The organism is Acidovorax sp. A1169, assembly GCF_030704685.1.
Lineage (GTDB): Bacteria > Pseudomonadota > Gammaproteobacteria > Burkholderiales > Burkholderiaceae_C > Acidovorax.
Genome location: NZ_JAUZDX010000004.1, coordinates 135,911 through 159,266 on the forward strand (window position 1 = coordinate 135,911; position 23,356 = coordinate 159,266).

The following is a 23,356-nucleotide window of genomic DNA, read 5'->3' on the forward strand; positions in this document are numbered from 1 at the left end:
CATGACCTACGTTCCATCACGCCAGCAGCTTCCCCCTGGCATCGCCAGCTTGGCGGATCACGAGCAGCACGCCAGGCTGCACCTGGACGACAACGCCTGGGCCTACTTTGCCGGTGGCGCGGCCGACGAAATCACCCTGCGCGCCAACCGCAGCGCGTGGGACGCACTGACCCTGTGGCCGCGCGTGCTGCGCCCCCTGGCAGGCGGCCACACGCGCATTGAGCTGCTCGGCCGCACGCTGGCCCACCCCGTGCTGCTGGCGCCCGTGGCCTTTCAGCGCATGGCCCATGGCGATGGCGAGCTGGCCACGGCCTACGCGGCTGCGGCGATGGGCGCCGGGCTGGTGCTGAGCACCCAGGCCACGCTGCCGCTGGAAACCATTGCCCAGGCCGTGCTGAACGACGCCGGGCGCGGGCCCCTGTGGTTCCAGCTGTACCTGCAGCACGACCGGGGATTCACCCGCGCCCTGGTGGAGCGTGCCGAAGCCGCCGGCTACGAGGCCCTGGTGCTCACCGTGGATGCACCTTCCAGCGGCGCGCGCGACCGCGAGCGCCGGGCGGGCTTTCGCCTGCCGCCCGGCATCGGCGCCGTGAACCTGGCCCAGATGCCCCCGGCACCGACCGTGGCGCTGCAGCCCGGCCAGAGCGCCCTGTTCGATGCCCTGCTGCACCAGGCGCCCACCTGGGACGACGTGGCCTGGCTGCAGTCCATCACCCGCCTGCCGGTGCTGCTCAAGGGCGTGCTGCACCCGGCAGATGCCCACCAGGCTGCCAGCCTCCAGGTGGCGGGCCTGGTGGTGTCCAACCATGGCGGGCGCACGCTCGACACCGCCCCCGCTACGGCCACCGCGCTGCCGCGCATCGTGCAGGCGGTGCATGGGGCCCTGCCCGTGCTGGTGGACGGCGGCATCCGCCGGGGCACCGATGTGCTCAAGGCCATGGCACTGGGCGCATCTGCGGTGCTGGTGGGCCGCCCCGTGGTGTGGGGCCTGGCCAATGCGGGTGCTGCCGGGGTGGCGCATGTGCTGCGCCTGCTGCGCGACGAGCTGGAAATCGCCATGGCGCTCACCGGCTGCGCCACGCTGGCCGATGCCTCGCCGGCCTTGCTGGGAGCCGATCTGGAAGCGGACTACCGGGTTTTCCCCTCCTGACAGAATTGATTTATTGCAAATGCGAAAAATTCGCATTTATAATCACGCATCTTCTACCAGCCAGCCACCACTGCCTGCCGCCATGATCGTCTGTGTTTGCCGCCGGATTTCTGACCGCGAGATCGCCCGCCATGCCCGGGCAGGCATGAGCTTTGATGAAATCCAGTTCGAACTGGGCGTCGCCACCCAATGCGGATGCTGCGAAAGCTGCGCCCGCGACGTGGTCGCCCAGTGCAGCGCATCGAGTCCGGTCGCCGCCCTGCACAACGAGGCAGCGCCCCAGACGATCCAGCTTGCCAGCTCCATCATGGAAAGCAGGGCATGGAACTCCTCTCGACACTCGCCGGCAGCCTGATCCTCGTCGCAGGCTCGGCCTGGTGGATCTTCCGTAAATAATCAAGGTCTCACAGGCCTGTGCCGCTTGCCGTGCAAGCGGCGGCAGCTGCCATCACACTTATGTCTCACCCTGATCGTTTTGCCCCTCCCGGGGGCGTCAGCCGCAACACCGTGATCGTAGGTTCCGTCGTGCTGCTGCACGTGGCCGGCATCTGGGCACTGCAGTCGGGCCTGCTGCGCCGCGCGGCAGAAGTCATCGTGCCGGCAGAGCTGCTCAGCGAATTCATCGCACCGCCTGCCCCCAAGATAGAGCCGCCGACGCCCAAGCCACCGGTGCCGCCGCCACCCAGGCCCGCCCCCCAGGTGAAGGCCCCGCGCCCGGCCCCCATGCCCGTGGCCATTGCCGACCCGACGCCCGCGCCCAATGCCCCCACGGGCGTGACCACGCCGCAGCCGCCTGCCCCGCCCATCGAGGCGCCCGTGGCCGTGCAGGCGCCGCCCCCGGCACCGCCCGCCCCTCCCGCCCCCCCCAAGATCGAGCTGCCGTCGAGCGACGCAGCCCACCTCAACAACCCATCCCCCGGCTACCCGGCCATCAGCAAGCGCATGGGCGAGCAGGGCAAGGTCATCCTGCGCGTGCTGATCGGCACCGACGGCGTGCCGCAGAAGGTCGAAATCAACAAGTCCAGCGGCTATGACCGGCTGGACCGCCAGGCCCAGGAAGCGGTCACGCGCTGGCGCTTTGTGCCAGGCAAACGCAATGGAGTGCCTGAAGCCATGTGGTACATGCAACCCGTCAATTTTGTTCTCGAATAATCATCAGGAGTTCTCATGGAATCGCAATTCGGCATCGCCAACGTCTGGATCCAGGGTGACTTTGTCACCCGCGCTGTGGCCGTGCTGCTGCTGGGCATGTCCCTCGCCTCGTGGATCGTCATCATCATCAAGGCCCTGGACATCATCAAGTTCAAGAAGCACACGCGCTCAGCCCAGGACTTCTGGCACAGCGAGGACTTTGCTGCCGGCCTGACCAAGCTGGGCCAGGACAACACCAACCCGTTTCGCCACCTGGCGCTGGAAGGGCGCGAAGCCACGGCCCATCACCGCAACACCAAGGCCCACCTGCACGACAGCCTGGACGTGAGCGACTGGGTCACGCGCTGCCTGCGCAACTGCATCGACGAGTTCACCGCACGCCTGCAATCGGGCCTGGCCATCCTGGCCTCGGTCGGCTCCACCGCCCCCTTCATCGGCCTGTTCGGCACCGTCTGGGGCATCTACCACGCCCTGCTGGCCATCGGCACCTCGGGCCAGTCCACCATCGACAAGGTGGCCGGCCCCATCGGTGAAGCGCTGATCATGACCGCCCTGGGCCTGGCCGTGGCCATCCCCGCCGTGCTGGGCTACAACGCCCTGGTGCGCGGTAACAAGTCCATCCTGGGCGGCCTCAACAGCTTTGCGCATGATCTGCACGCCTATTTCGTCACCGGCGCCCGCGTGTCCGCTGGCGGCGGCGAGCAGGGCAAGGTGCTGCCCATGAAGAAAGGCGGCTAAGCCATGGCCTTCGGAACGCAAGACGACGCCGATGACGTGATGAACGAGATCAACATGACGCCGCTGGTGGACGTCATGCTGGTGCTGCTCATCATCTTCATCATCACCGTGCCCGTCATGAAGCACTCGGTGAACGTGGACCTGCCGCGCGCCACCAACCAGCCCGAGAACATCAAGCCCGAAACGGTGCGCCTGTCCGTGGCGGCCGACGGCAAGTACTACTGGAACGGCTCGCAGGTGAGCGACGAGGAATTGCAGTCCCGGCTGCAGGCCGAAGGAGCCAAGCAGCCCCAGCCGGATCTGCACATCCAGGGCGACAAGGAAGTGCGCTACGAACGCGTGGCCCAGGCCATGGCCAGCGCCCAGCGCGCCGGCGTGCGCAAGATCGGCTTCGTGACCGATCCGCAGTGATGCCCTGCACCCGCAAGGCGCAGTCCTCTGCCACGCAACAACAGGCCTTCGGGCCTGTTTTGCTTGGTGCCTGTGGCGCACAAGCCGCAGTGGTTCACCTCGATCCGGGCCCCAACCAGGATTCATACCGTTCAATGTGCGAAATCACTTGACCAGTAATTGCGAATCACTATCATTAGCAAACCGTACACCATTCAACGTACCAGGAACCCTTCCATGCAAGCCACCCTTACTGCCGCCACGCTCGTGCGCCCCGCCTCTGCAGACTCCCTGCAGCCGCAGCAGGCCGCCGCATTGCGCAGCGCTGCCGCAGTGGATGGAGCAGCCGCCGTGGACAGCAGCGATCTGCTGCAGGGCCAGAAGGCCGTGGCCATCAGCCACAACGGCTCGATGTACCGCCTGCAGGCCACCAAGCTTGGAAAGCTGATCCTCACCAAATAACAGGTTTCATCGTGGGGCGACTCCCGGGCTTACAGTCCGCAAGGGTCGTTTTTGCCAGCCAACGGGCCAGATTGTCCCGCGTAGCCAGGCCTTTTTTTCCACGAGAGCTTCTTCATACATAGCCAGCCGTCGCCACGGCCCTCGCCCATCCAACGGCCCTTCGGGGCCGTTTTCTTTTGGGGCACAGCGCATCGTTGCCGGCAAATGCCCGAAATGGGCGGATTTCACCCTGCTGTTCCGGCGCGGAATCCGGGGTCCTGTGTGAAACACTTCTTGACGTTTCTCCCCTTTGCGCGCATTGCCACAGAGATCCCATCTGGCGGCCACCCACACGCCACCGGCGTGACGCACAAGGGGCCATCCGCCCACCCAGTGCACAGCCCATGACCCAGCCCACCGCCGCCCGGCCCGAGATTTCCAAAGCCCAGTTGCTCCAGGAGCTCTCGGCCTTCGCCAATCCCAGCGACCGCAAGGGCGTGACCCTGGTGCTGCGCGACCATGTGCTGTACTGGGCCTTCATCGCCACCGTGCTGCTGGCCGAGCCGATGTGGCTCAAGGTGGTGGCCGCGCTGATGGCGGGCGTGCGCCTGTCCTCGTTCTACACCCTGGCGCACGATGCCGCGCACGGCACGCTGGCGCGCTCCAAACGGCTGAACTGGGTGCTGGCGCTGGTGGCCGGAGTGCCCGCCACGCACAACTACCGCATGTGGTCGCACGACCACAACAAGGTGCACCACCCCTACACCAACGGCGACCACTTCGACTACTACACGCCCTACTCCAAGGCCGGCTACGACGCGCTGCCCTGGCACAGGAAGGTGCTGGAGCACATCTACCGCGCGCCCCTGGGTATCGGCCTGTGGCTGTACTTCGCTATCCACTGGTTTCCGACCCGCGTGTACCCCAACGTGCGCACGCCCAAAGACCAGGTGCCCGAGTCGCGCAAGTACTCCGCCCTGCTGCTGGCCTACCACGGCAGCTATGTGGCCTTGCTGCTGTGCTCGCCCGCCTTCGCCCCCATCACGGCCCTGCAGGCGGTGTTGCTGGGCTGGGTGCTACCCCTGTTCACGCTGATGTTCCTGAGCAGCACCTCGCTGTACATCATGCACACCCACCCCAACATCCCCTGGTTCAAGAGCGACGACCTGCGCCACAACCGCCACAGCCCCGAGGTCTGCTCGGTGGTCTGGGTGCTGCCCGACTGGATCTCCAAGGTGGTCAACAACGTCTACAACCACGCCGCGCACCACGCGCATGCCGGCATCCCCTCGTACCACCTGCTGGCCGCGCAAAAGCGCATGAACGAGCTGGTGGGCCACAAGCTGGTGATCGAGCAAGCCTCGGTACGCACCCTGCTGCGCACCATGCGCACCTGCAAGCTCTACGACTACGAGAACCACCAGTGGCTCGATTTCAAGGGCCAGCCGAGCGCACCGCGCATCGACCTGGAGCAAAAGGGCCTAGTCGCACTGCGCCACCCGCTGCGCCGCCCCGCAGCCCCGAGCCAAGCCCCCATCGCCTCGCCCATGCCAGCACCCGGCGCCAGCGGCACAGGCCACCCCGTGCCGGACGCGCTGGCCTGAGAAGCACCGGCCCGCAAAGAAAAAACCGGCCTCGGCCGGTTTTTTCATGGGCGCATGCCGCAGGGCATGCTGCCGATCACAGGCCGATGGCGGCGATGCCGGCGCGCGCGACCTGCGCATCTTCGGTCGACTTCACGCCGCTCACGCCCACGGCGCCCAGGCACTGGCCGTCCTTGAGGATGGCCACGCCGCCTTCGAGCAGGCCATCGATGGTCGGGGCGCTCAGGAACGCGGTGCGCCCGCCATTCACGATGTCCTCATAGACCTTGCTGTCCCGGCGGCCCAGGGCCGCCGTGCGGGCCTTGGAGGGGGCGATGTGCGAGGACACGGCGGCTGCGCCGTCCAGGCGTTGCAGCCACAGCAGGTGACCGCCATCGTCCACGATGGCGATGGTCACGGCCCAGTTGTTCTTGAGCGCTTCGGCTTCGGCAGCGGCGGCAATGGCCTTGACGTCGGCCAGTTCGAGTTCGTGCTTGGTTTTCATGGGTGCAATGCCAGGGTTGGAGGGGGTGCGCGGGGCAGCCCCGGATGGAAACCGGCAAGCATAGCGGCTCCCGATGCGGCCACAAGCACTGCCTGGAGCGAAAGAATATTGACCCAGCCGGTGCAATGCCCCACCCTTTGAAAAGATCGCAAGCCCGTTGGCCGGTGCGGGTATTGCCATTTGCAGGAACGCCACCACCTAGAATTTGTCAAGTCTGCGACGTGCAGGCCACAAAGGAGAGACACAAGATGATGAATGACCAAGTCACCACCCTGGGGAGCTCTGCGGGCTATGGCATCTCGCAGGAAGAGCGCCACAAGGTGCTTCGCAACACTTACTGGCTGCTCGCACTGAGCATGATCCCCACCGTGCTGGGCGCCTGGATCGGCGTTGCCACGGGCATCACCCGTTCGCTGAGCGGCGGCGTGGGCCTGATCGTGTTCCTGGGCGGCGCGTTCGCCTTCATGTACGCGATCGAAAAGACCAAGCGCTCCGCCGCCGGCGTGCCGGTGCTGCTGGCCTTCACCTTCTTCATGGGCCTGATGCTATCGCGCATGATCGGCATGGTGCTGGGCTTCAAGAACGGTACCGACCTCGTGATGACCGCGTTTGCCGGCACCGCAGGGGTGTTTTTCGTGATGGCCACCCTGGCCAGCGTGATCAAGCGCGACCTCTCGGGCATGGGCAAGTGGCTCATGGTCGGCGCGCTGGTGTTGATGGCCGGTGCCATCATCAACGTGTTCGTCGGCTCCTCGGTCGGCATGATGGCCATCTCGGTGGCGGCCATCGGCATCTTCAGCGCCTACATGCTGTATGACTTGAAGCAGATTCTGGACGGCGGCGAGACCAACTACATCAGCGCCACGCTGGCCCTGTACCTGGACATCTTCAACGTGTTCCAGAGCCTGCTGGCGCTGCTGGGCATCATGGGCGGCGAAAAGGACTGAGCTCCTTTGGCACCGTTCCCCAAAAGGCTCCTTCGGGAGCCTTTTTGTTGACCACGCGCAATGGTCAACCCTCAATACCGCTGGCCAGCTGCCGATAATGAGACTACATGCGCTCTACTGCCCCCTTTGTCCCCCTCCCCATCCTGCGCCTCATGGTCGCGTCCGTAGCCGCGTTGCTACTGGCCGGGTGCGACAAGATCCCGGGCCTCGGACCGGATGTGGGCGCCATCCAGCGGGAAGCCGACGCCAAGGCCATCGGCGGCGCCTGCCGGCATGCGCTGCGCGGGGTGGAAGACTGCTATACCCTCAACCCCAAGGCCACCAAGGCGGCGGTTTTCGACGGGTGGAAGGAGATGGACCAGTACATGCGCGAGAACAAGATCGACGGCAGCCCCTCGGTGATCACCAAGGCTGCGCCGCCGGAGGCGTCCGCGCGCGCCGCATCGAGGGCCGCCAGGGAAAACTGAGCTGACCAAAACGAAAGGAGCCCGCAGGCTCCTTTTTTATATCCAGCCTCCTGGCGGCGCAGGTCAATACCGCTCGAACACCGCCATGCTCTCCACGTGCGCCGTGTGCGGGAACATGTTGACCATGCCCGCCGCCGTGCAGCGGTAGCCACCCAGGTGCACCAGCAGGCCCGCATCGCGCGCCAGAGTGGCGGGGTTGCAGCTCACATAGACGATGCGCTTGGGCGGCGTCCAGTGCTCGGCCCCGGGGGGCAGCGGCGCAGCGCCCTCAGCACCGATGCGCGATTGCTCGATGTCGGCCAGCGCCCTGGCCAGCGCGAAGGCCCCTTCGCGCGGTGGATCCACCAGCCATTTGTCGGCCGAGCCATCGGCGATCAGCATCTCGGGCGTCATGTCGAACAGGTTGCGGGCCACGAAATCGGTGGGCGCCAGCGCCTTGCCGCCTTCGGCCACCAGTCGCTGGTTGAGCCGGTAGTTCTCGCGCGAGCGCGCCACCAGCGCCTCGCTGCCTTCGATGCCCAGCACCTCGCGGCCCTGGGTGGCCAGGGGCAGCGTGAAATTGCCCAGGCCGCAGAACCAGTCGATCACGCGCTCGTGATTTTGCACGTCCAGCAGGCGCAGCGCGCGCGTGACCAGCACGCGGTTGATGTGCGGGTTCACCTGCGTGAAATCGGTGGGCTTGAAAGGCATGGTGATGCCGAAGTCCGGCAGCGCATAGGACAGCTGCTCACCGCCCTCGTCCATCAGCTTCACGGTCTCGGGGCCCTTGGGCTGCAGCCACCATTGCACTTGGTGGGCGGTGGCGAAATCGCGCAGCCGGGTGAGGTCGTCCGCGCTCAGCGGCTCCAGGTGGCGCAGCACCAGCGCGGTCACGCTGTCACCGCAGGCCAGCTCGATCTGCGGGCAGGTGTCGCGTGCGTCCATGGAGGCGATCAGCGCGCGCAGGGGCATCAGCATGGCGTCCACATGCGGGGGCAGCACAGGGCAGGTCTGCATGTCGGCCACGTAGCGGCTCTTGCGCTCGTGAAAGCCCACCAGCACCGTGCCCTTCTTGATCACGTGGCGCACCGACAGGCGCGCGCGGTAGCGGTAGCCCCAGGCGGGGCCCTCGATGGGGCGCAGCACCATCTCGGCCCGTACCTTGCCCAGGTGCCAGAGGTTGTCTTCGAGCACGCGCTGCTTGACCGCCACCTGCCCGCCCACGTGCAGGTGCTGCATCTTGCAGCCGCCGCAGGCACCGGCGTGCAGGCCGAAGTGCGGGCAGCCCGGGCGCACGCGCTGGGACGACTCGCGGTGGATCGCCGTCAGGCTGGCCTGCTCCCAGTTGTTCTTCTTGCGGTGGGTGTTGGCGGTGACGTACTCGAACGGCAGGGCGCCGTCGATGAAGACCACCTTGCCATTGGGACGGCGGGCCACGCCCTGGGCTTCGAGGTCCAGGGACTGCACGGACAGCCAGCCTTCCGGCAGTTCTCCCGCTTCCTGCTCGGCGGGTTCATACGAGGGGGACAATTCTTTGGGTTCACTCATCCTCCGATTGTCTCAGAGGCTGCGAACCGTCCTGCGCACCCGTCCACGGGGTGTGCGGATGCAATGGCTCAGCCGCGGTCGGCGCGCGGCGCGCGGCGCCCGCCAGGGCCGGTCATGCGGGCAGGTGCGAAGCGCGGCAGTTCGTTGATGCGCAGGTCGCAGCCATAGTTGTCCAGCGTGAACACCAGCGTGCTGCCAGGTGCCACGCGGGGCAGGACTTCGTGGACCTGGAACGACATGTCCACCGGCGGCTCGGGCGCACGGTAAATGATTTCCTTGGCCGGGCTGTAGACCACGTAGCAGGCGGCGGAGGCGGTCTGGCTGAAACAGGCGGCCACCAGGGCCGCTGCGGCGAATTTGAATGCGGACATGAGAACTCCTCCTGCGACTTTCGAGTATTGCGCCCATTATGCGGGCTTGCAGGGCGCTCGCCAATGCAGGCGTTGCGCACATGCCTACCGCAGCACCAGGTGGTTGGTGTGCTTGACCTCTTCCATGACGGCATAGGTGCGTGTCTCGCGCACGCCCGGCAGCTGCCAGAGCACCGCCCCGGCGAACACCCGGTAGGCATTCATGTCGGCCGAGCGGGTCTTGAGCAGGTAGTCGAAGCCACCCGCCACCATGTGGCATTCCATGATCTCGGGGTGCACCTGCACGGCCGCTTTGAACTGGTCGAACACATTGGGCGTGGTGCGGTCCAGCAGCACCTCCACGAAGACCAGCATGCCGGCACCCAGCTTGAGCGGGTTCAGCCGCGCCTCGTAGCCCAGGATGAAGCCGTCGCGCGTGAGCCGCTGCACGCGCGCAAGCACCGCCGTGGGCGACAGGGCCACGGCCTCGGCCAGCTTGAGGTTGGCAATGCGCCCGTCTTCCTGCAGGATCGACAGGATCCGGCGGTCGATACGGTCCAGATCGGCATCATTGGTCATTGACTCTAGTGATTCATTCGTTCGATCAGCCGATTTTCGAACATTTATTCACCGCAAGTCCAGAGATGATCCATTTCGTGGGGCCCGCAGCCGTCGGGCCCGAATTTCTCACCAGAGATACCGCCATGACCCATTCCGCCGCTTTTGCAGACTTCGCCCCACGCCCCGCACTGACCAGCCCGCTGCGCGCCGCCATCACCGCGGCCTGCCGCCGGCCAGAGCCCGAGGCCCTGGCCCCGCTGCTGGCACAGGCCCGGGTGCCGCAGGACATGGCCGCCGCTTCAGAGCAACTGGCGCTGCGCATCGCGGGTGCCCTGCGCCAGCGCAAGGCCGCCAGCGGCCGCGCCGGCATCGTGCAGGGGCTACTGCAGGAGTTCTCGCTGTCGTCCCAGGAAGGCGTGGCCCTGATGTGCCTGGCCGAGGCGCTGCTGCGCATCCCCGATGCGGCGACGCGCGATGCGCTGATCCGCGACAAGATCAGCAACGGCCAGTGGGAGCCGCACCTGGGCAAGAGCCCGTCGCTGTTCGTCAACGCCGCCACCTGGGGCCTCTTAATCACCGGCAAGCTGGTGGCCACGCACAGCGAAGGCAGCCTGGGCGCATCGCTGGGGCGGCTCATCGGCCGGGGCGGCGAGCCCTTGATCCGCAAGGGCGTGGACATGGCCATGCGCATGATGGGCGAGCAGTTCGTCACCGGCGAGACCATCGCCGAGGCGCTGTCCAACGCCCGCCGCATGGAGGCCGAGGGCTTTCGCTACTCCTACGACATGCTGGGCGAGGCGGCGCTGACCACCGCCGACGCCGAGCGCTACTACGCCTCGTACGAGCAGGCCATCCACGCCATCGGCAAGGCGTCTGCCGGGCGAGGCATCTACGACGGGCCAGGCATCTCGATCAAGCTGTCGGCCCTGCACCCGCGCTACAGCCGTGCGCAGTTCGCGCGCGTGATGGACGAGCTCTACCCCCTGGTGCTGCGCCTGACCGAGCTGGCCAAGCGCTATGACATCGGCATCAACATCGACGCCGAAGAGGCCGACCGCCTGGAGATCTCGCTCGACCTGCTCGAGCGCCTGTGCCATGAGCCCAGCCTTGCGGGCTGGAACGGCATCGGCTTCGTGATCCAGGCCTACCAAAAGCGCTGCCCGTATGTGATCAACTTCGTGATCGACCTGGCCCGGCGCACCCGCCGCCGCCTCATGGTGCGCCTGGTCAAGGGCGCCTACTGGGACAGCGAGATCAAGCGCGCGCAGATCGACGGCTTGGCCGACTACCCGGTCTATACGCGCAAGGTGCACACCGACATCTCCTACGTCGCCTGCGCGCGCAAGCTGCTGGCCGCGCCCGAGGCGGTGTACCCGCAGTTCGCCACGCACAATGCCGAGACGCTGGCCACCATCTACCACCTGGCGGGCAGCAACTACTACGCGGGCCAGTACGAGTTCCAGTGCCTGCACGGCATGGGCGAGCCGCTGTACGAGCAGGTGGTGGGCGCCATCAGCGCCGGCAAGCTGGGCCGGCCCTGCCGCATCTACGCCCCGGTGGGCACGCACGAGACGCTGCTGGCCTACCTGGTGCGCCGCCTGCTCGAGAACGGTGCGAACACCTCCTTCGTGAACCGCATCGCCGACGAGACCATCGCCCTGGCCGAGCTGGTGCGCAGCCCCGTGCAGGTGGTGGACGAAACCGCCGCCCGCGAAGGCACGGCCGCCCTGCCCCACCCGCGCATCCCGCTGCCGGGGGCGCTGTATGGCCACGGCCGCGCCAACTCGCAAGGGCTCGATATCGCCAGCGACGCCACGCTGGCGCAGCTCGCCGCAACGCTGCAGGCCAGCGCGCTGCACGAGTGGAAGGCCGGACCGCTGCTCGCCGCCGACGCGCCCCCCGGCCCGACCATCCCCGTGTGCAACCCCGCCGATCTGCGCGACGTGGTCGGCCAGGTGCAGGAGGCCACGGCAGACGATGTCGATCAGGCGCTGGCGAACGCTCAGGCTTCAGCTCCCGCCTGGGCCGCCATCGCCCCCGCCGAACGCGCCGCCGTCCTGCAGCGCACCGCCGACCTGCTCGAAGAGCGCCTGCAGCCGCTGATCGGCCTGTTGATGCGCGAAGCCGGCAAGAGCGCCAGCAACGCCATCGCCGAGGTGCGCGAGGCCGTGGACTTTTTGCGCTACTACGCGGCCCAGGTCGAGAGCACTTTCGACAACGCCACGCACATCCCCCTGGGCCCGGTGGCCTGCATCAGCCCGTGGAATTTTCCGCTGGCCATCTTCATGGGCCAGGTGGCTGCGGCGCTGGCCGCCGGCAACCCGGTGCTGGCCAAGCCGGCCGAGCAGACGCCGCTGGTCGCCGCCGAGGCCGTGCGCCTGCTGTGGCGCGCAGGCGTGCCTCGCGGCGCGGTGCAGTTGCTGCCCGGCCAGGGTGAAACCGTGGGCGCGCGCCTGATCGGCGATGCCCGCGTGATGGGCGTCATGTTCACCGGCTCCACCGAGGTGGCGCGCATCCTGCAGCGCACCATCGCCGGCCGGCTCGATGCCGCTGGCCGCCCCATTCCGCTGATCGCCGAGACCGGCGGGCAGAACGCGATGATCGTGGACTCCTCGGCCCTGGTCGAGCAGGTGGTGGCCGATGCCGTGTCCTCCGCCTTCGACAGCGCCGGCCAGCGCTGCTCGGCCCTGCGCGTGCTGTGCGTGCAGGAGGATGCCGCCGACCGCGTGGTGGAAATGCTCAAGGGCGCCATGGGCGAGCTGCGCATGGGCAACCCCGCAGCCCTGGCGGTGGACGTGGGCCCGGTGATCGACGCCGAGGCCCAGGGCGGCATCAACAAGCACATCGAGGCCTTCAAGAGCCGTGGCCAGCGCGTTTTTCAGCACTGCCGCAGCGATGCTGCCGAGGCGGCCCAGGGCACCTTCGTGCCGCCCACACTGATCGAGCTTAACGCCATCAGCGAGCTGCAGCGCGAGGTCTTCGGCCCGGTGCTGCACCTGGTGCGCTACGCGCGCAACGACCTCGACAAATTGCTCGACCAGATCAATGCCACCGGCTATGGCCTGACCCAGGGCGTGCACACCCGCATCGACGAGACCATCGCCCGCGTGGTGGACTGCGCGCACGCCGGCAATGTCTACGTCAACCGCAACATGGTGGGCGCCGTGGTGGGCGTGCAGCCCTTTGGCGGCGAAGGCCTGTCGGGCACCGGCCCCAAGGCCGGCGGCCCGCTGTACCTGCTGCGCCTGCTGGCCGCGCGCCCGGCCAACGCACTGGCGCACACGTTTGCCGCCGCCGACCGCGCCGTGCCCGCCGACATGGCCGCACGCGACCACCTGCTCATGCCCCTGCGTGCCCTGGAGCGCTGGGCCCAGATGGAGGGCCATGCCCCCCTGGCCGCCACCTGCCGCCGCTTTGCCGCCGAAAGCCAGAGCGGCACCGCACGCACCCTGCCCGGCCCCACGGGCGAGCGCAACGTCTACAGCCTGCTGCCGCGTGCCACGGTGCTGTGCATCGCCACCACGCAGGACGAACTGCTGACCCAGCTGGCCGCCGTGCTCGCCAGCGGCGGCAAGGCCGTGTGGAGCGATGCGCACACTGCCCTGCGCACCACGCTCCCGGCCGAGGTGCAGGCGCGCATAAGCACCACCGGCAATGCCCTGGCCGACGGCGGCATCGAACTGGCTGCCGTGCTGCACCACGGCAGCCCCGACGCACTGCGCAGCGTGTGCGAACAGCTCGCCCGCCGCCCAGGCCCCATCGTGGCCGCCACGGCCCTGCCCCCCGGCAGCACCGAGGTGCCGCTGGAGCGCCTGGTGATCGAGCGCGCGCTGAGCGTGAACACCGCAGCGGCCGGAGGTAATGCGAGCCTGATGACGATTGGCTGAAGCGCAGGCGCCGGGCTACCTGGCCTTGCCCGCCGGCTTGGCCGCCGCAAACCCCAGCTTTTCCATGGCCTCGTGCGTCTCCAGCAGCATGGCAGATACCTCGGCCACCGTCACGCGCAGGCCGGTGGCGCGCTCACGCATGTGCTCGTAGGCCTGGGCCTCGGTCATGCGCTGGTAATCGACCAGCACGCGGATGGCCTTTTCGATCTGGCGGCGCGACTTGATGGTGGACTCCAGCTTCTCGATCTTGCCCTGCTGGCGCTGCTGGAAGCCCTGCGAGGCCCGCGCCAGCACTAGGGTGCTGAGGATGCCGGAGGAGCGGAACGGCTTGGTGATGACGCCATGCGCCTTGGTGTCGAGCAACAGCTTGAGCGTGGTCGGGCTTTCATAGTCCGACAGGGCCACGAAGGCGGCGTCCACGGCGCTGGCGTTCCAGGCGCTGCTGCCTTCCAGGTCTTGCGAGACCTGGAAAAAGATCACGTCCACCCCCGTGGGCGGCTCGGCCGGGAACGGCCACACCACCTTCAGGCGGCAGCCGATGCGCTGCAGCTGCTGCACCACCACGTCGCGGTCCTCCCCCGGCGGATAGACCACGGTGACGCTGATGCTGCGCAGGTCTTCGTACAGACGGCGTAGGCTTGAACTCATGGTTTCCTCACCTCAGCCAGAACTCGGAAAAACCGAAGGTGGACAGGTACGGATCGGGCCGTACCGGCTCGGACGCTTCCCAGGCAATGTCGAACTGCCCATCCGCTCGGCAGATGCCGATGCGCGGTGTGAGCGCGCAGTGGTTGTTCTCGGCATCCACCGTGACGCGCCCCTCGGGCGAGTCGAAGGACACGGCGCGCGCCGCCTCCACCAGCTTGCGCCGGTCCATGCTGCCTGCACGCTGAAGGGCGCGGGCGAACAGGTGCACCTGGGTATAGGCCATCTCGGACCAGGTGCTGGTGGGTCGGTCGCCAAAACGCTTGCGCCACAGCGCCACGAAGCGCTGATTGCTCTCGTTCTGCACCGAGCCGAAGTAGGTGGCCGAGGTGATGTGCCCCTCGCACAGCGCCGGGCCAATGAGGCGGATCTCCTCCTCGGCCATGGACAGGCTGGCGATCGGCATGGTCTTGGGGTCCAGACCGAAATCGCGGTACAGCTGGTAGAACAAGCGGGCCGACTGGCCCACCAGCGTGGAGAACACCACGTCGGGCTGCTGGGCCTTTATGTCCGCGAGCACTTCCTTGAGTTCGGAGGGGCCGGCCTCGATGGGCAGGTAGACCTCTTCGAGAATCTCGCCGCCATGCTGTTCGACCATGTCGCGCATGATGCGGTTCGATTCGCGCGGGTAGATGTAGTCCGCGCCGACGAGGAAGAAGCGGGTGCCCCGGTTCTGCATCAGGTAGGCAGCCAGTTGCACGCTGTTCTGGTTGGGCACGGCACCGGTGTAGATCACGTTGGGTGAATACTCGAAGCCTTCGTAGAACGAGCAGTACCACAGCAGTGCGTTGTTGCGCTCGATCACCGGCAGCACGGCCTTGCGGCTCGATGAGCGCGAGCAGCCGAAGACCACATTGACCTCATCTTCCAGCAGCAGCCGCGTGGCGAGCTTGCGGTACTCGGCAATATCGCCCTTGGGGTCGTAGACCACGGGGATCAGCGGCCGGTCGAGCACACCGCCGAGCTGGTTGATCTCCTCGATGGCCAGGGCCGTGCCGAAGAAGTGCTCCGACTCGGTGACGCCCGTGGGCCCCGAGCGGGAAAACAGCACGCCAACGCGCCAGCCGTCATCGGGCTGCTGCATGGAGGGATCATCGGACATGGCATTCCTTCATTGGTCGAACATGCTTTGCAGCTGGTGCGGCGTTCGTGCGCCCTGCAGCAACAGCATCAGCAAGATGCGCGCCTTGTGCGGGCTCAGATTGTCGGCGAACACGGCGCCCGCGGCCTGCAGCGTGTGCCCACCGCCGTCGAATCCGTAGGCCGGCTGCACGCGCCCGTTGGGCACGCGGGTCGAGATGACCACGGCCACCCCACGCGCGATGGCTTCGCGGATGGCCTCGAACATGCCGGTATTCACGTTGCCGAAGCCCAGCGCCTGCACCACGATGCCGCGCGCACCCAGCGCCACTGCGGCGCGCACCAGATCGCCACTGGCGCCCGCGAACATGGGCACGATTTCGACGCGCGGCAGATCCACCGCGTGCAGCGGCACATGCTGGCGGCGCGTGGGCTGGCGCGAGAAGACCACGCGGTCCTCGTCGACCACGCCCAGCAGGCCGAAGTCGCCGGACTTGAAGGCCTCCACATCCGCCGTGTGGGTCTTGGTGGCCTCGCGGGCAGCGTTGATCTGGTTGTTCATCGCCACCAGCACGCCCTGGCAGCGCGCCTGGCTGGCTACGCAGATGCGCGCCGCATTGAGCAGGTTGCGTGGCCCGTCGAAGTCGGGCACCGAGGCATTGCGCTGCGCACCCACCAGCACCACAGGCTTGTCGCTGGCCAGGGTCAGGTCCAGGAACCAGGCCGTCTCCTCCAGCGTGTCGGTACCGTGGGAGATGACGACGCCGGTGATCTCGGGGCGCGCCAGCGCCTCGCGCACCGCGTGCCACAGCGCCACCCAGCGCCCGGGTTCCATGTGATCGGAGGGGATGTTGAACAGCTCGCGCACCTCCAGCCGCGCCACGCGCGACATGGAGGGTACTGCCGCCAGCAGGTCCTCCCCCGACAGAGCGGGCACGGCCCCACCCCGCTCGGGGTCGAGCTTCATGGCGATGGTGCCGCCGGTGGCGATGAGCTGGCACAGCGGCAGGGCCAGCGGCAGGGGCGTTGGTGCCGACAGGGGGCAGTCCTGGGCGTGCATGTCAGACCCTCAGGTGGCTGAAAACCGCCTCGACAGCCCCATCGGCCTTGGCCAGGCCCTCGTCGACCAGCTCGCCCTGCTTGAGGACCACGTAGCGGTCGGCCACCTTGAGCGCAAAGGGCACGTTCTGCTCCACGATCAGCAAGGTGGTGCCGTGCTGCTCGCGCTCCTGCAGCAGGGCATTGGCCAGCCGGTCGATCACGGAGGGCTGCAGCCCTTCGGTGATCTCGTCGAGCAGGATGACCGAGGGCCGCACCATCAGCGCCCGCGCCAGCAGCAGCATCTTCTGCTCGCCGCCCGACAGCGTGCCCGCGTACTGCGCGAGGCGGCTGCCGAACACCGGGAACAGCGGCTCCAAGACGGCAAAGCGCTCTTCGAACAGAGACTCCTGCGCCAGGCCCAAGCGCAGGTTGTCGCGGATGCTCAGGTCGGCGAACAGCGGCTGCTCCTGCGCGGCATAGGCAATGCCCTGGCGCGCGATGCGGTGCGGCGGCAGGCGGGTGATGTTCTCGCCATGCAGGTGGATGGCGCCGGCCTTCTTGGCCAGATAGCCCATCACCGTCTTGAGCAGGGTGCTCTTGCCCATGCCGTTCTTGCCCAGCAGGGCCACAGCCTCGCCCTTGCGGATGTCCAGGCTCAGGCCACGCAGCACCACGGAGGCGCGGTAGCCGCTGGTGATGCCATCGAGCACCAGGGCCGACGGGGATGCAATGGCGTTCATGCGCCCTCCTTCACGGCATGCGTGCTGCCCGAGTAAATGGTCTTGACCAGAGGCGAGTTGACCACCTCCTGGAAGCTGCCCTGCATGGCGATGGCACCCTGGTGCAGCACCACGATGCGGGTGGAGATGAGTTCCACGAAATCGAGGTCGTGCTCCACCAGCAGGCAGCACAGGCCGTAGCGGTGCGCCAGCGACGACAGCACCTCGCCGATCTGCGTGCGCTCCGTCTTGGTCAGCCCGGCCGTGGGTTCGTCGAGCAGCACCACGCGTGGCTCCAGCGCCAGCACCATGGCCAGCTCCAGCGACTGCTGCTCGCCGTGCGACAGGTCGCGCGCCACGGTGGCCAGCTTGCCCTCCAGCGCCGTGGCCCGCACCACATGCAGCGCATAGGGCGGCAGGCGCAGCACCGGATCCTGGTGCAGCAGCGAGGGGCGCTCCAGCCGCGTACCGGCGATGCGCAGGCATTCGGCCACGGTCAGCGACTCGAAGATGTTGGCGTTCTGGAACTTGCGGCCCAGGCCCAGGCGCACACAGGCCTCGGGCGGTAGCTGGCGGATGTCGCTGCCGCACAGCTCCACGATGCCGCCGCTGCGCTCGGCGCCGTCGCTCATGCAGCGCATCAGCGTGGTCTTGCCCGCGCCGTTGGGCCCGATCAGCCCCACCAGCTCGCCGGGGCGTGCCTCGAAGTCGATGCCCTGCAGCACCTTGAGTGAGCCAAAATGCTTGGTCACGCCCTGCAGGCGGATGGCCACCGCATCCGTCGCCTGGCCATCGGTGCTGCCCGGCCGCTCCTGCAGCTGCGGCATGCGCCTGGCACCCTGCAGCACGCCGAAAGGCTTGAGCAGCAGCGGAATCAGCCCCTGCGGAAACAGCACGATGACCACCACGAATGCCCCGCCCAGGATCAGCTGCCAGGCAAAGGGCATGCTGCTGCTCAGGTAGGCCGTGGCCACGTTGATCAGCACGCCACCGGCCAGCGGCCCCCACAGCGTGCCGCGCCCGCCCAGGGCCACCCAGATGATGAGCTCGGTACCCAGCGCAAAGCCCGTGAGCTCCGGCGCCACCACGCCGCTAAACGCGCCGTAGCCAAAGCCTGCGATGCCGGCCATCACACCCATGGCCGTGAGCAGCGCGATCTTCACCCGCGAGGTATCGATGCCCAGGTAGGTGCAGCGCACCTCGTTGTCGCGGATGGCCGCCAGCACGCGGCCCGCATCGCTGCGCACAAGCACCCAGCCGATGGCGCCGGCCACGGCCAGCATGGCGCCAGCCACCCAGTACCAGGCCTCGAGCGACCAGTCGAAACTCGGGTAGCCCGTGAGCCCCGAGCTCGACCCCGTGAAGCTGCCGCCCGACAGCAGCAACTGCGTGAGCACGATGGGCAGCACCAGCGAGATAACCGTGGCGAAGAATGGCGAAGCCCCGCGGTAGAACGAGAGCCAGCCCACCAGGCCGGCCACCGCCGCGCTGGCCAGCACCGTGGCGCCGACGGCCAGCAACACGGTGAAGGTGCTGAACCCGACGTGGGTGAACACCAGCCCGGCGGCATAGGCGCCGATGCCGAAGAAGGCCGACTGGCCGAAGGTGAGGTAGCCGGTGTAGCCCCAGAGGATGTCCACCGTGATCGCCGCGATGGCGAAGAAGAAGGCCTTGATCAGGATGTTCAGCAAATAGGTGTCGAACACCCAGGGCCCTGCCACGAGCAGCGCCACACCGATGGCGCCGAGCACCAGGAGGCTGTTGAAGGGACGCGCCCGTAACACCGGGTCAGCGGGTTCGGCGGGCATGGCGGGCGGCAATGCCGCATTGGAATGGGTGTTGGTATCAGCCACGGGCAAACCCCTTGGGACGGATGCGCAGCGTGACTGCGGCGAGGACGGCGATGGTCAGCCCGCCGAGGACGGGGCTGGCGTAGGTGCTGACCAGCACCTGGGCCGCGCCGAACACGACGCAGGTCAGCAGCAGGCTGGCCATGGAATGGCCCGACACCATGACCAGCATGAAGGCGCTGACCAGCCAGGGCAGGCCCATGTTGGGGTCGACGCTGGACAGCGGCGTGATCATGGCGCCGGCCAGCGTGCCCAGGCCCGCGCCCAGGCTGAAGGTGATGAAGCGCACGCGGCCCGAATGGATGCCCAGGCTGCTGGCCAGGTCATCGTTCATGATCACGGCGCGGGTGCGCACGCCAAAGCGCGTGCCGTTGAGCAGCCCCGTGAGCGCCAGGCACAGCACGATGGCCACGGGCACCAACACCAGGCGGTAGGCCGAATAGTCGACCCCCGCGACCTGCCAGGTGCCCGACAGCGGGGCACTGACGAATTGCACCTCGCGCCCGAAGCCCATCACGATGAGCTGGCCGATGACGATACCGAGCCCCCAGGTGGCCAGGATGGCGTCGAGCGGCCGCTTGTACAGCGGGCGCACGATGAGCCCTTCCACCAGCATGCCCACGGCCACGCCGACCACGACGGCCAGCGGCCAGGCCAGCCACGGGTCCATCTGCAGCCGGGTGACCACGTAGCTCGCATAGCCGCCCAGCGTGAGCAGGGCGCCATGAGCAAAATTGACGATTTTCATCACCCCGAAGACCATCATCAGCCCCGCCGTGACGACGAACAGCATCGCCGCAGTGGTGAGCAGATCCAGCAAGAGAACCATGGTGCGCTCCTACGAATGGAAAGGAATCGGGCCGCGCAGTGACAACGCGGTGGTGACGGCGGTACGGGTCATGGGGTGTCTCCTGGGTCTTGTAGGTAGCTCAAGCAGTGCATGCATTGCCTGCACAGGCAATGCACAGGCCATGCCTGCCAGGCGGGCCTGGCGCACGGAATCGGTCAGTGAACGGAACAGCGGGAAGGGACCCACAGAGAACATGTTTTCAAACTCCAGAAAGCAAAAAGCCCCTGACCGCGCGGTGTGCGCATTCAGGGGCTTTCATAGCCGGTATGTGGTCAGCAATGCTGCTGAGGGACTGCAGTGGCTTGGCCAGTGCGGTCATTTCAATTATGACAGCCGGTCACACCAGCGTCAATCAACTGCGAAGCTGCTTTCTTCGCGATTTGTCCTCCCTGCAGGCGCCCTCAGGCGGGTCATTCAAGCGGCCCAGCTCACTCCATCTGCGGGCACTGCGCGCCCGGGTCCACGCTCGCGTAGGTCTCCAGGATGCGGATGCTGCCGTCTGAGCGCACCTGCCCCAGGCGCATGGCCAGCGGCGTGTGCCGGCCCTTGCCCATGCGCAGCGTGCCGCGCGGGCCGGTCACCGTGACCTCACCCAGCGCCTTGATGACCTTGGCGGCATCGGTGCTGCCGGCCGCCTCCACGGCCGCCTTGTACTGGAAAAAGGCCTCGTACTGGGGCACCGAGAGTTCGTTGGGCGCCTTGAGCTCGGCGCCGAAACGCACCAGCATGCGCATGCGGAACGAGCGGTTGTGCGCCGTGTCGATAGAGGGGAAATACGACGCCGCCAAGAGCATGCCCGTGGCCGCGCTGCCCATCTCCCGCGCAGTGCTTTCGTCGATGGACAGGTTGCCAAGCGGTATGCGCACGTCGGCGGCCTTGAGCTGCCGGGCCAGCGACACGTTGGGTGCGCCGCCCGCGGTGGCACTGATGATCGCGTCGGGCCTGGCCGTGCGGATTTTGGCGATCACCGCCGTCCAGTCGCTGCCGTCCACGGGCAGGTATTCCTCGCCCACCACCTGCCCACCGCCCTTTCTGATGGTCTGGCGCGCAAACTCGAGCATGCCGCGGCCGAAGGCGTAGTCGCTGCCCACGAGAAAGAAACTGCGCGCATTCCGGTTGCGCGCGAGGTACTCGACCACGGGCGCAACCTGCTGCTCGGGCACCCAGGCGTTGACGTACATCCAGGGGCTGCACGAGCGGCCCTCGTAGAACGAGGTATAGATGTAGGGCAGTTGGCCGCGCGCGACGATGGGCAGCGCCGCATTGCGCGCCGCGCTGGTCTGCATGGCGATGAGGGCGTGCACCTTCTTGCCGAACACCAGGACCTGCACGGCCTTCTGCGCACCTTCGGCGCCAGAGGCATCGTCCACTATTTCAAGCTGCACTGGCCGCCCCAGGATGCCGCCGTTGGCATTGATCTCCTCGACCGCCAGTCGCGAGGACTGCACCACGGCGGGCGCCACCACGCTGTTGGCGCCCGAGAGGCCCACGGCCACGCCGATGCGGATGGGCTCGGCCGCACGCGGCTGCGCCGAGACAGTGGTGGCCATGGCAAGCAGCACCGCCGTGGCGAACAGGGCCAGCACGGCCATCTGCAGTGTGTTCAGAAGCATCTTCATCGCAGCATCTCCCGCCGTGGTCAGCGCGCAGCGGCAAGGGGCAGCCACTGCGGCGCGCCCCCGCGCGAGGCTGCTGCAGGCACGGCCCTGGCAGTGCCTGCCGGTGGCGCGCTGTCGACGGGCTCGGCCCCCAGGTGAAAGGTGGACACCAGCGCGAGCAGGCGGCGCGACTGGTCCTGCAGGCTGGCGGCTGCGGCTGCACCCTCCTCCACCAGCGCGGCGTTCTGCTGCGTGGCATGGTCCAGCGCAGCGATGGCATGGTTGATGCCGTGGATGCGCCCGCTTTGCGCGGTGGATGCTCCGGCTACCTCGCCGATGATGGCGGAGACCCGCTCCACGCTGGCCACGATGTCGGTCATGGTGGTGCCGGCGCCTTGCACCAGGCGTGCGCCCGCCGCCACATGCGAGAGGCTGTCGTCGATGAGGCCCTTGATCTCCCTGGCCGCCGACGCACTGCGCTGGGCGAGCGCCCGCACCTCGCCCGCTACCACGGCAAAGCCACGCCCGGCATTGCCCGCGCGTGCCGCCTCCACCGCAGCATTGAGCGCGAGGATATTCGTTTGGAAAGCGATGCCATCGATGACGCCGATGATGTCGGCGATGTGCCGGGACGAATGGGTGATCTGGCCCATGGTGTCCACCACCTGGCCCACGGCTGCGCCGCCGCGCTGGGCCACCGCCGCCGCATGGCCCGCCAGGCCATTGGCCTCGCCTGCCGCCTCGGCGCTGTGGCGCAGGTTGCCTGCAAGCTGGTCCAGGGAATGGGCCGTCTCCTGCAGGCGCGTGGCGGCCTGCTCGGTGCGCTGGCTCAGGTCCAGGTTGCCGGCCGCCACCTCGGAGCTGGCGGTATCGATGCTCACGGCGGCATCACGGATGTCGGCCACCAGGCCGCGCAGGCGCCGCTGCATGGTGGCGATGGCGTCGAGCAGGCGGCCTACTTCGCCCTGCCCCGCGCCTTCGATGGCATTGTCCAGCGCGCCCTCGGCAATGCGCTCGGCGATGCGCACCGCGCGCTCCACCGGTCGCTGGATGCCACGCGCGATGCGCCAGGCCACGAGCACACCGAGGGCCACCGCGGCCAGTGCCAGCAGCGCGCCGATGGCGGTGGAGCGCTGGATCTGCGTGCCCACCGCCGTGGCCAGCACGGCATTGCGCTGGGTCTGCAGGGCAATGAGTGCATTCACCCTGGCGCGCCACTGCGCCTCCACCGGCCGCAACTCCTGCGTGAGCGTGGTGGTGGCGTCGATGTTGGCACCGGCCAGGCCGTGCCTGGCGGCCTGCTGCACCAGCGCCATTCCGCGCGCGCCCAGCGTGGCGATGTCTGCTGCCAGCTGTCGCTCGTCGGCCTGGGCATCGGCCATGGCTGCGGCCAGCGCCTTCTCGGCGCGCACGTACTCGCCGCGCGCTGTCTCCAGGGTAGCGCCCTCGGCCTTGAGCTCGGCCATGTCGGTGAGCAGCACGATGGAGCGCACCTGCACGGCCATCAGGTTGATATTGTCCAGCAGTTCGCGGGCGAAGGCGGCGCGCTGGTTGTTGACCTCCACGATCTGGCGCACCTGGCTGCCCACCTGGTGCGAGGACCAGGCATTCATGCCGGCCACGCTCATGATCAACGCCAGCAGGCAGCCAAAGCCGAGCGCCAGGCGGCTGGCGATGGAGTGGGTGAATCGGTGCAAGGTCATGGAAAACTCCTCGAGTCGGGCATGGCTGCTCCCAGGGGTGGCGCGGGTGGCGCCGCCCCTCGTGCAGCGGGTCGTGGTGGTGTGCGGGAGGAAACCCCCGGCCCTTGCGGCC

Annotated in this window: 22 protein-coding genes; 10 read left to right on the top strand and 12 right to left on the bottom strand. The window is 67.7% G+C overall.

The window, feature by feature from the left end; all coding sequences use genetic code 11:
- Position 1 precedes the first annotated feature (1 nt).
- The 7 genes from QYL93_RS09030 (at position 2) to QYL93_RS09060 (ending at position 5,475) form a co-directional block, all read left to right on the top strand.
- Entirely contained in the window at positions 2 to 1,150 is a 1,149-nt protein-coding gene (locus tag QYL93_RS09030; protein ID WP_305743349.1) for an alpha-hydroxy acid oxidase, read from the top strand.
- 82 nt (positions 1,151 to 1,232) lie between these two features.
- Complete coding sequence (locus QYL93_RS09035; RefSeq protein WP_082604280.1) at positions 1,233 to 1,505, top strand: bacterioferritin-associated ferredoxin; 273 nt, start codon at positions 1,233 to 1,235, stop codon at positions 1,503 to 1,505.
- Between the two features lie 101 nt (positions 1,506 to 1,606).
- Entirely contained in the window at positions 1,607 to 2,302 is a 696-nt protein-coding gene (locus QYL93_RS09040) for an energy transducer TonB (protein ID WP_305743350.1), read from the top strand.
- A 15-nt stretch (positions 2,303 to 2,317) separates the two neighbouring features.
- Positions 2,318 to 3,040 carry a MotA/TolQ/ExbB proton channel family protein gene (locus tag QYL93_RS09045; RefSeq protein WP_057203651.1) on the top strand — a complete coding sequence of 241 codons (723 nt, stop codon included), beginning with the start codon at positions 2,318 to 2,320 and terminating at the stop codon, positions 3,038 to 3,040.
- A 3-nt stretch (positions 3,041 to 3,043) separates the two neighbouring features.
- Positions 3,044 to 3,451, top strand: coding sequence for a biopolymer transporter ExbD (locus QYL93_RS09050; RefSeq protein WP_057203652.1), 408 nt, complete (start codon positions 3,044 to 3,046; stop codon positions 3,449 to 3,451).
- Positions 3,452 to 3,667: 216 nt separating this feature from the next.
- Complete coding sequence (locus QYL93_RS09055) at positions 3,668 to 3,892, top strand: hemin uptake protein HemP (RefSeq protein WP_305743351.1); 225 nt, start codon at positions 3,668 to 3,670, stop codon at positions 3,890 to 3,892.
- Between the two features lie 383 nt (positions 3,893 to 4,275).
- Positions 4,276 to 5,475: a fatty acid desaturase gene (locus QYL93_RS09060; RefSeq protein WP_305743352.1), complete on the top strand. Its 1,200-nt coding sequence runs from the start codon at positions 4,276 to 4,278 to the stop codon at positions 5,473 to 5,475.
- 76 nt (positions 5,476 to 5,551) lie between these two features.
- On the opposite strand, the gene QYL93_RS09065 is transcribed toward QYL93_RS09060, so the two are convergent.
- A complete protein-coding gene (locus QYL93_RS09065) occupies positions 5,552 to 5,959 on the bottom strand; it encodes a heme-binding protein (RefSeq protein ID WP_057203655.1) in 408 nt (135 codons plus the stop codon).
- A 251-nt stretch (positions 5,960 to 6,210) separates the two neighbouring features.
- Between QYL93_RS09065 and QYL93_RS09070 the strand changes: the two genes are divergently transcribed.
- Positions 6,211 to 6,906, top strand: a complete 696-nt coding sequence (locus QYL93_RS09070; protein ID WP_305743526.1) for a Bax inhibitor-1/YccA family protein — start codon at positions 6,211 to 6,213, stop codon at positions 6,904 to 6,906.
- 107 nt (positions 6,907 to 7,013) lie between these two features.
- The gene (locus tag QYL93_RS09075) at positions 7,014 to 7,373 is read left to right on the top strand and encodes a hypothetical protein (RefSeq protein ID WP_305743353.1); all 360 of its coding nucleotides are present in this window, start codon (positions 7,014 to 7,016) and stop codon (positions 7,371 to 7,373) included.
- A 63-nt stretch (positions 7,374 to 7,436) separates the two neighbouring features.
- Here the strand turns inward: QYL93_RS09075 and rlmD are convergent, their stop codons facing one another.
- The 3 genes from rlmD to QYL93_RS09090 form a co-directional block, all read right to left on the bottom strand.
- Entirely contained in the window at positions 7,437 to 8,900 is a 1,464-nt protein-coding gene (gene rlmD / locus QYL93_RS09080; RefSeq protein ID WP_305743354.1) for a 23S rRNA (uracil(1939)-C(5))-methyltransferase RlmD, read from the bottom strand.
- 68 nt (positions 8,901 to 8,968) lie between these two features.
- Complete coding sequence (locus QYL93_RS09085; protein ID WP_057203658.1) at positions 8,969 to 9,271, bottom strand: hypothetical protein; 303 nt, start codon at positions 9,269 to 9,271, stop codon at positions 8,969 to 8,971.
- 84 nt (positions 9,272 to 9,355) lie between these two features.
- Positions 9,356 to 9,829 carry an Lrp/AsnC ligand binding domain-containing protein gene (locus QYL93_RS09090; RefSeq protein WP_305743355.1) on the bottom strand — a complete coding sequence of 158 codons (474 nt, stop codon included), beginning with the start codon at positions 9,827 to 9,829 and terminating at the stop codon, positions 9,356 to 9,358.
- Between the two features lie 125 nt (positions 9,830 to 9,954).
- Between QYL93_RS09090 and putA the strand changes: the two genes are divergently transcribed.
- Complete coding sequence (putA, locus tag QYL93_RS09095; protein ID WP_305743356.1) at positions 9,955 to 13,698, top strand: trifunctional transcriptional regulator/proline dehydrogenase/L-glutamate gamma-semialdehyde dehydrogenase; 3,744 nt, start codon at positions 9,955 to 9,957, stop codon at positions 13,696 to 13,698.
- Positions 13,699 to 13,713: 15 nt separating this feature from the next.
- Here the strand turns inward: putA and QYL93_RS09100 are convergent, their stop codons facing one another.
- The 8 genes from QYL93_RS09100 to QYL93_RS09135 form a co-directional block, all read right to left on the bottom strand.
- Positions 13,714 to 14,346 (bottom strand): ANTAR domain-containing response regulator, encoded by a 633-nt coding sequence (locus tag QYL93_RS09100; protein ID WP_305743357.1) that lies wholly within the window; start codon positions 14,344 to 14,346, stop codon positions 13,714 to 13,716.
- 7 nt (positions 14,347 to 14,353) lie between these two features.
- On the bottom strand, positions 14,354 to 15,505 hold the full coding sequence (locus tag QYL93_RS09105) for a transporter substrate-binding domain-containing protein (RefSeq protein WP_179680886.1): 1,152 nt from the start codon (positions 15,503 to 15,505) through the stop codon (positions 14,354 to 14,356).
- Positions 15,506 to 15,514: 9 nt separating this feature from the next.
- Positions 15,515 to 16,543, bottom strand: coding sequence for an asparaginase (locus QYL93_RS09110; RefSeq protein ID WP_305743358.1), 1,029 nt, complete (start codon positions 16,541 to 16,543; stop codon positions 15,515 to 15,517).
- Between the two features lies 1 nt (position 16,544).
- Positions 16,545 to 17,264: an ABC transporter ATP-binding protein gene (locus tag QYL93_RS09115; protein ID WP_305743359.1), complete on the bottom strand. Its 720-nt coding sequence runs from the start codon at positions 17,262 to 17,264 to the stop codon at positions 16,545 to 16,547.
- Positions 17,261 to 19,051, bottom strand: a complete 1,791-nt coding sequence (locus tag QYL93_RS09120) for an ATP-binding cassette domain-containing protein (RefSeq protein WP_305743527.1) — start codon at positions 19,049 to 19,051, stop codon at positions 17,261 to 17,263. Before QYL93_RS09120 ends, QYL93_RS09115 begins: the two co-directional genes overlap by 4 nt.
- 37 nt (positions 19,052 to 19,088) lie before the next feature.
- Positions 19,089 to 19,922 (bottom strand): branched-chain amino acid ABC transporter permease, encoded by an 834-nt coding sequence (locus tag QYL93_RS09125; RefSeq protein ID WP_305743360.1) that lies wholly within the window; start codon positions 19,920 to 19,922, stop codon positions 19,089 to 19,091.
- 449 nt (positions 19,923 to 20,371) lie between these two features.
- Positions 20,372 to 21,562, bottom strand: coding sequence for a substrate-binding protein (locus QYL93_RS09130; protein ID WP_305743361.1), 1,191 nt, complete (start codon positions 21,560 to 21,562; stop codon positions 20,372 to 20,374).
- Between the two features lie 20 nt (positions 21,563 to 21,582).
- Complete coding sequence (locus tag QYL93_RS09135) at positions 21,583 to 23,244, bottom strand: methyl-accepting chemotaxis protein (RefSeq protein ID WP_305743362.1); 1,662 nt, start codon at positions 23,242 to 23,244, stop codon at positions 21,583 to 21,585.
- Positions 23,245 to 23,356: the final 112 nt, after the last annotated feature.

Bases quoted from the DNA above. Each gene is read 5' to 3' on its own strand.
- QYL93_RS09130 (WP_305743361.1), bottom strand. From the start codon at position 21,562: ATGAAGATGCTTCTGAACACACTGCAGATGGCCGTGCTGGCCCTGTTC.
- QYL93_RS09045 (WP_057203651.1), top strand. From the start codon at position 2,318: ATGGAATCGCAATTCGGCATCGCCAACGTCTGGATCCAGGGTGACTTT.
- QYL93_RS09040 (WP_305743350.1), top strand. From the start codon at position 1,607: ATGTCTCACCCTGATCGTTTTGCCCCTCCCGGGGGCGTCAGCCGCAAC.
- QYL93_RS09035 (WP_082604280.1), top strand. From the start codon at position 1,233: ATGATCGTCTGTGTTTGCCGCCGGATTTCTGACCGCGAGATCGCCCGC.
- QYL93_RS09125 (WP_305743360.1), bottom strand. From the start codon at position 19,922: ATGGTTCTCTTGCTGGATCTGCTCACCACTGCGGCGATGCTGTTCGTC.
- rlmD (WP_305743354.1), bottom strand. From the start codon at position 8,900: ATGAGTGAACCCAAAGAATTGTCCCCCTCGTATGAACCCGCCGAGCAG.
- QYL93_RS09120 (WP_305743527.1), bottom strand. From the start codon at position 19,051: ATGCCCGCCGAACCCGCTGACCCGGTGTTACGGGCGCGTCCCTTCAAC.
- QYL93_RS09075 (WP_305743353.1), top strand. From the start codon at position 7,014: ATGCGCTCTACTGCCCCCTTTGTCCCCCTCCCCATCCTGCGCCTCATG.
- QYL93_RS09050 (WP_057203652.1), top strand. From the start codon at position 3,044: ATGGCCTTCGGAACGCAAGACGACGCCGATGACGTGATGAACGAGATC.
- QYL93_RS09065 (WP_057203655.1), bottom strand. From the start codon at position 5,959: ATGAAAACCAAGCACGAACTCGAACTGGCCGACGTCAAGGCCATTGCC.
- QYL93_RS09085 (WP_057203658.1), bottom strand. From the start codon at position 9,271: ATGTCCGCATTCAAATTCGCCGCAGCGGCCCTGGTGGCCGCCTGTTTC.
- QYL93_RS09030 (WP_305743349.1), top strand. From the start codon at position 2: ATGACCTACGTTCCATCACGCCAGCAGCTTCCCCCTGGCATCGCCAGC.
- QYL93_RS09070 (WP_305743526.1), top strand. From the start codon at position 6,211: ATGAATGACCAAGTCACCACCCTGGGGAGCTCTGCGGGCTATGGCATC.
- QYL93_RS09060 (WP_305743352.1), top strand. From the start codon at position 4,276: ATGACCCAGCCCACCGCCGCCCGGCCCGAGATTTCCAAAGCCCAGTTG.
- putA (WP_305743356.1), top strand. From the start codon at position 9,955: ATGACCCATTCCGCCGCTTTTGCAGACTTCGCCCCACGCCCCGCACTG.
- QYL93_RS09055 (WP_305743351.1), top strand. From the start codon at position 3,668: ATGCAAGCCACCCTTACTGCCGCCACGCTCGTGCGCCCCGCCTCTGCA.
- QYL93_RS09090 (WP_305743355.1), bottom strand. From the start codon at position 9,829: ATGACCAATGATGCCGATCTGGACCGTATCGACCGCCGGATCCTGTCG.
- QYL93_RS09135 (WP_305743362.1), bottom strand. From the start codon at position 23,244: ATGACCTTGCACCGATTCACCCACTCCATCGCCAGCCGCCTGGCGCTC.
- QYL93_RS09105 (WP_179680886.1), bottom strand. From the start codon at position 15,505: ATGTCCGATGATCCCTCCATGCAGCAGCCCGATGACGGCTGGCGCGTT.
- QYL93_RS09100 (WP_305743357.1), bottom strand. From the start codon at position 14,346: ATGAGTTCAAGCCTACGCCGTCTGTACGAAGACCTGCGCAGCATCAGC.
- QYL93_RS09115 (WP_305743359.1), bottom strand. From the start codon at position 17,264: ATGAACGCCATTGCATCCCCGTCGGCCCTGGTGCTCGATGGCATCACC.
- QYL93_RS09110 (WP_305743358.1), bottom strand. From the start codon at position 16,543: ATGCACGCCCAGGACTGCCCCCTGTCGGCACCAACGCCCCTGCCGCTG.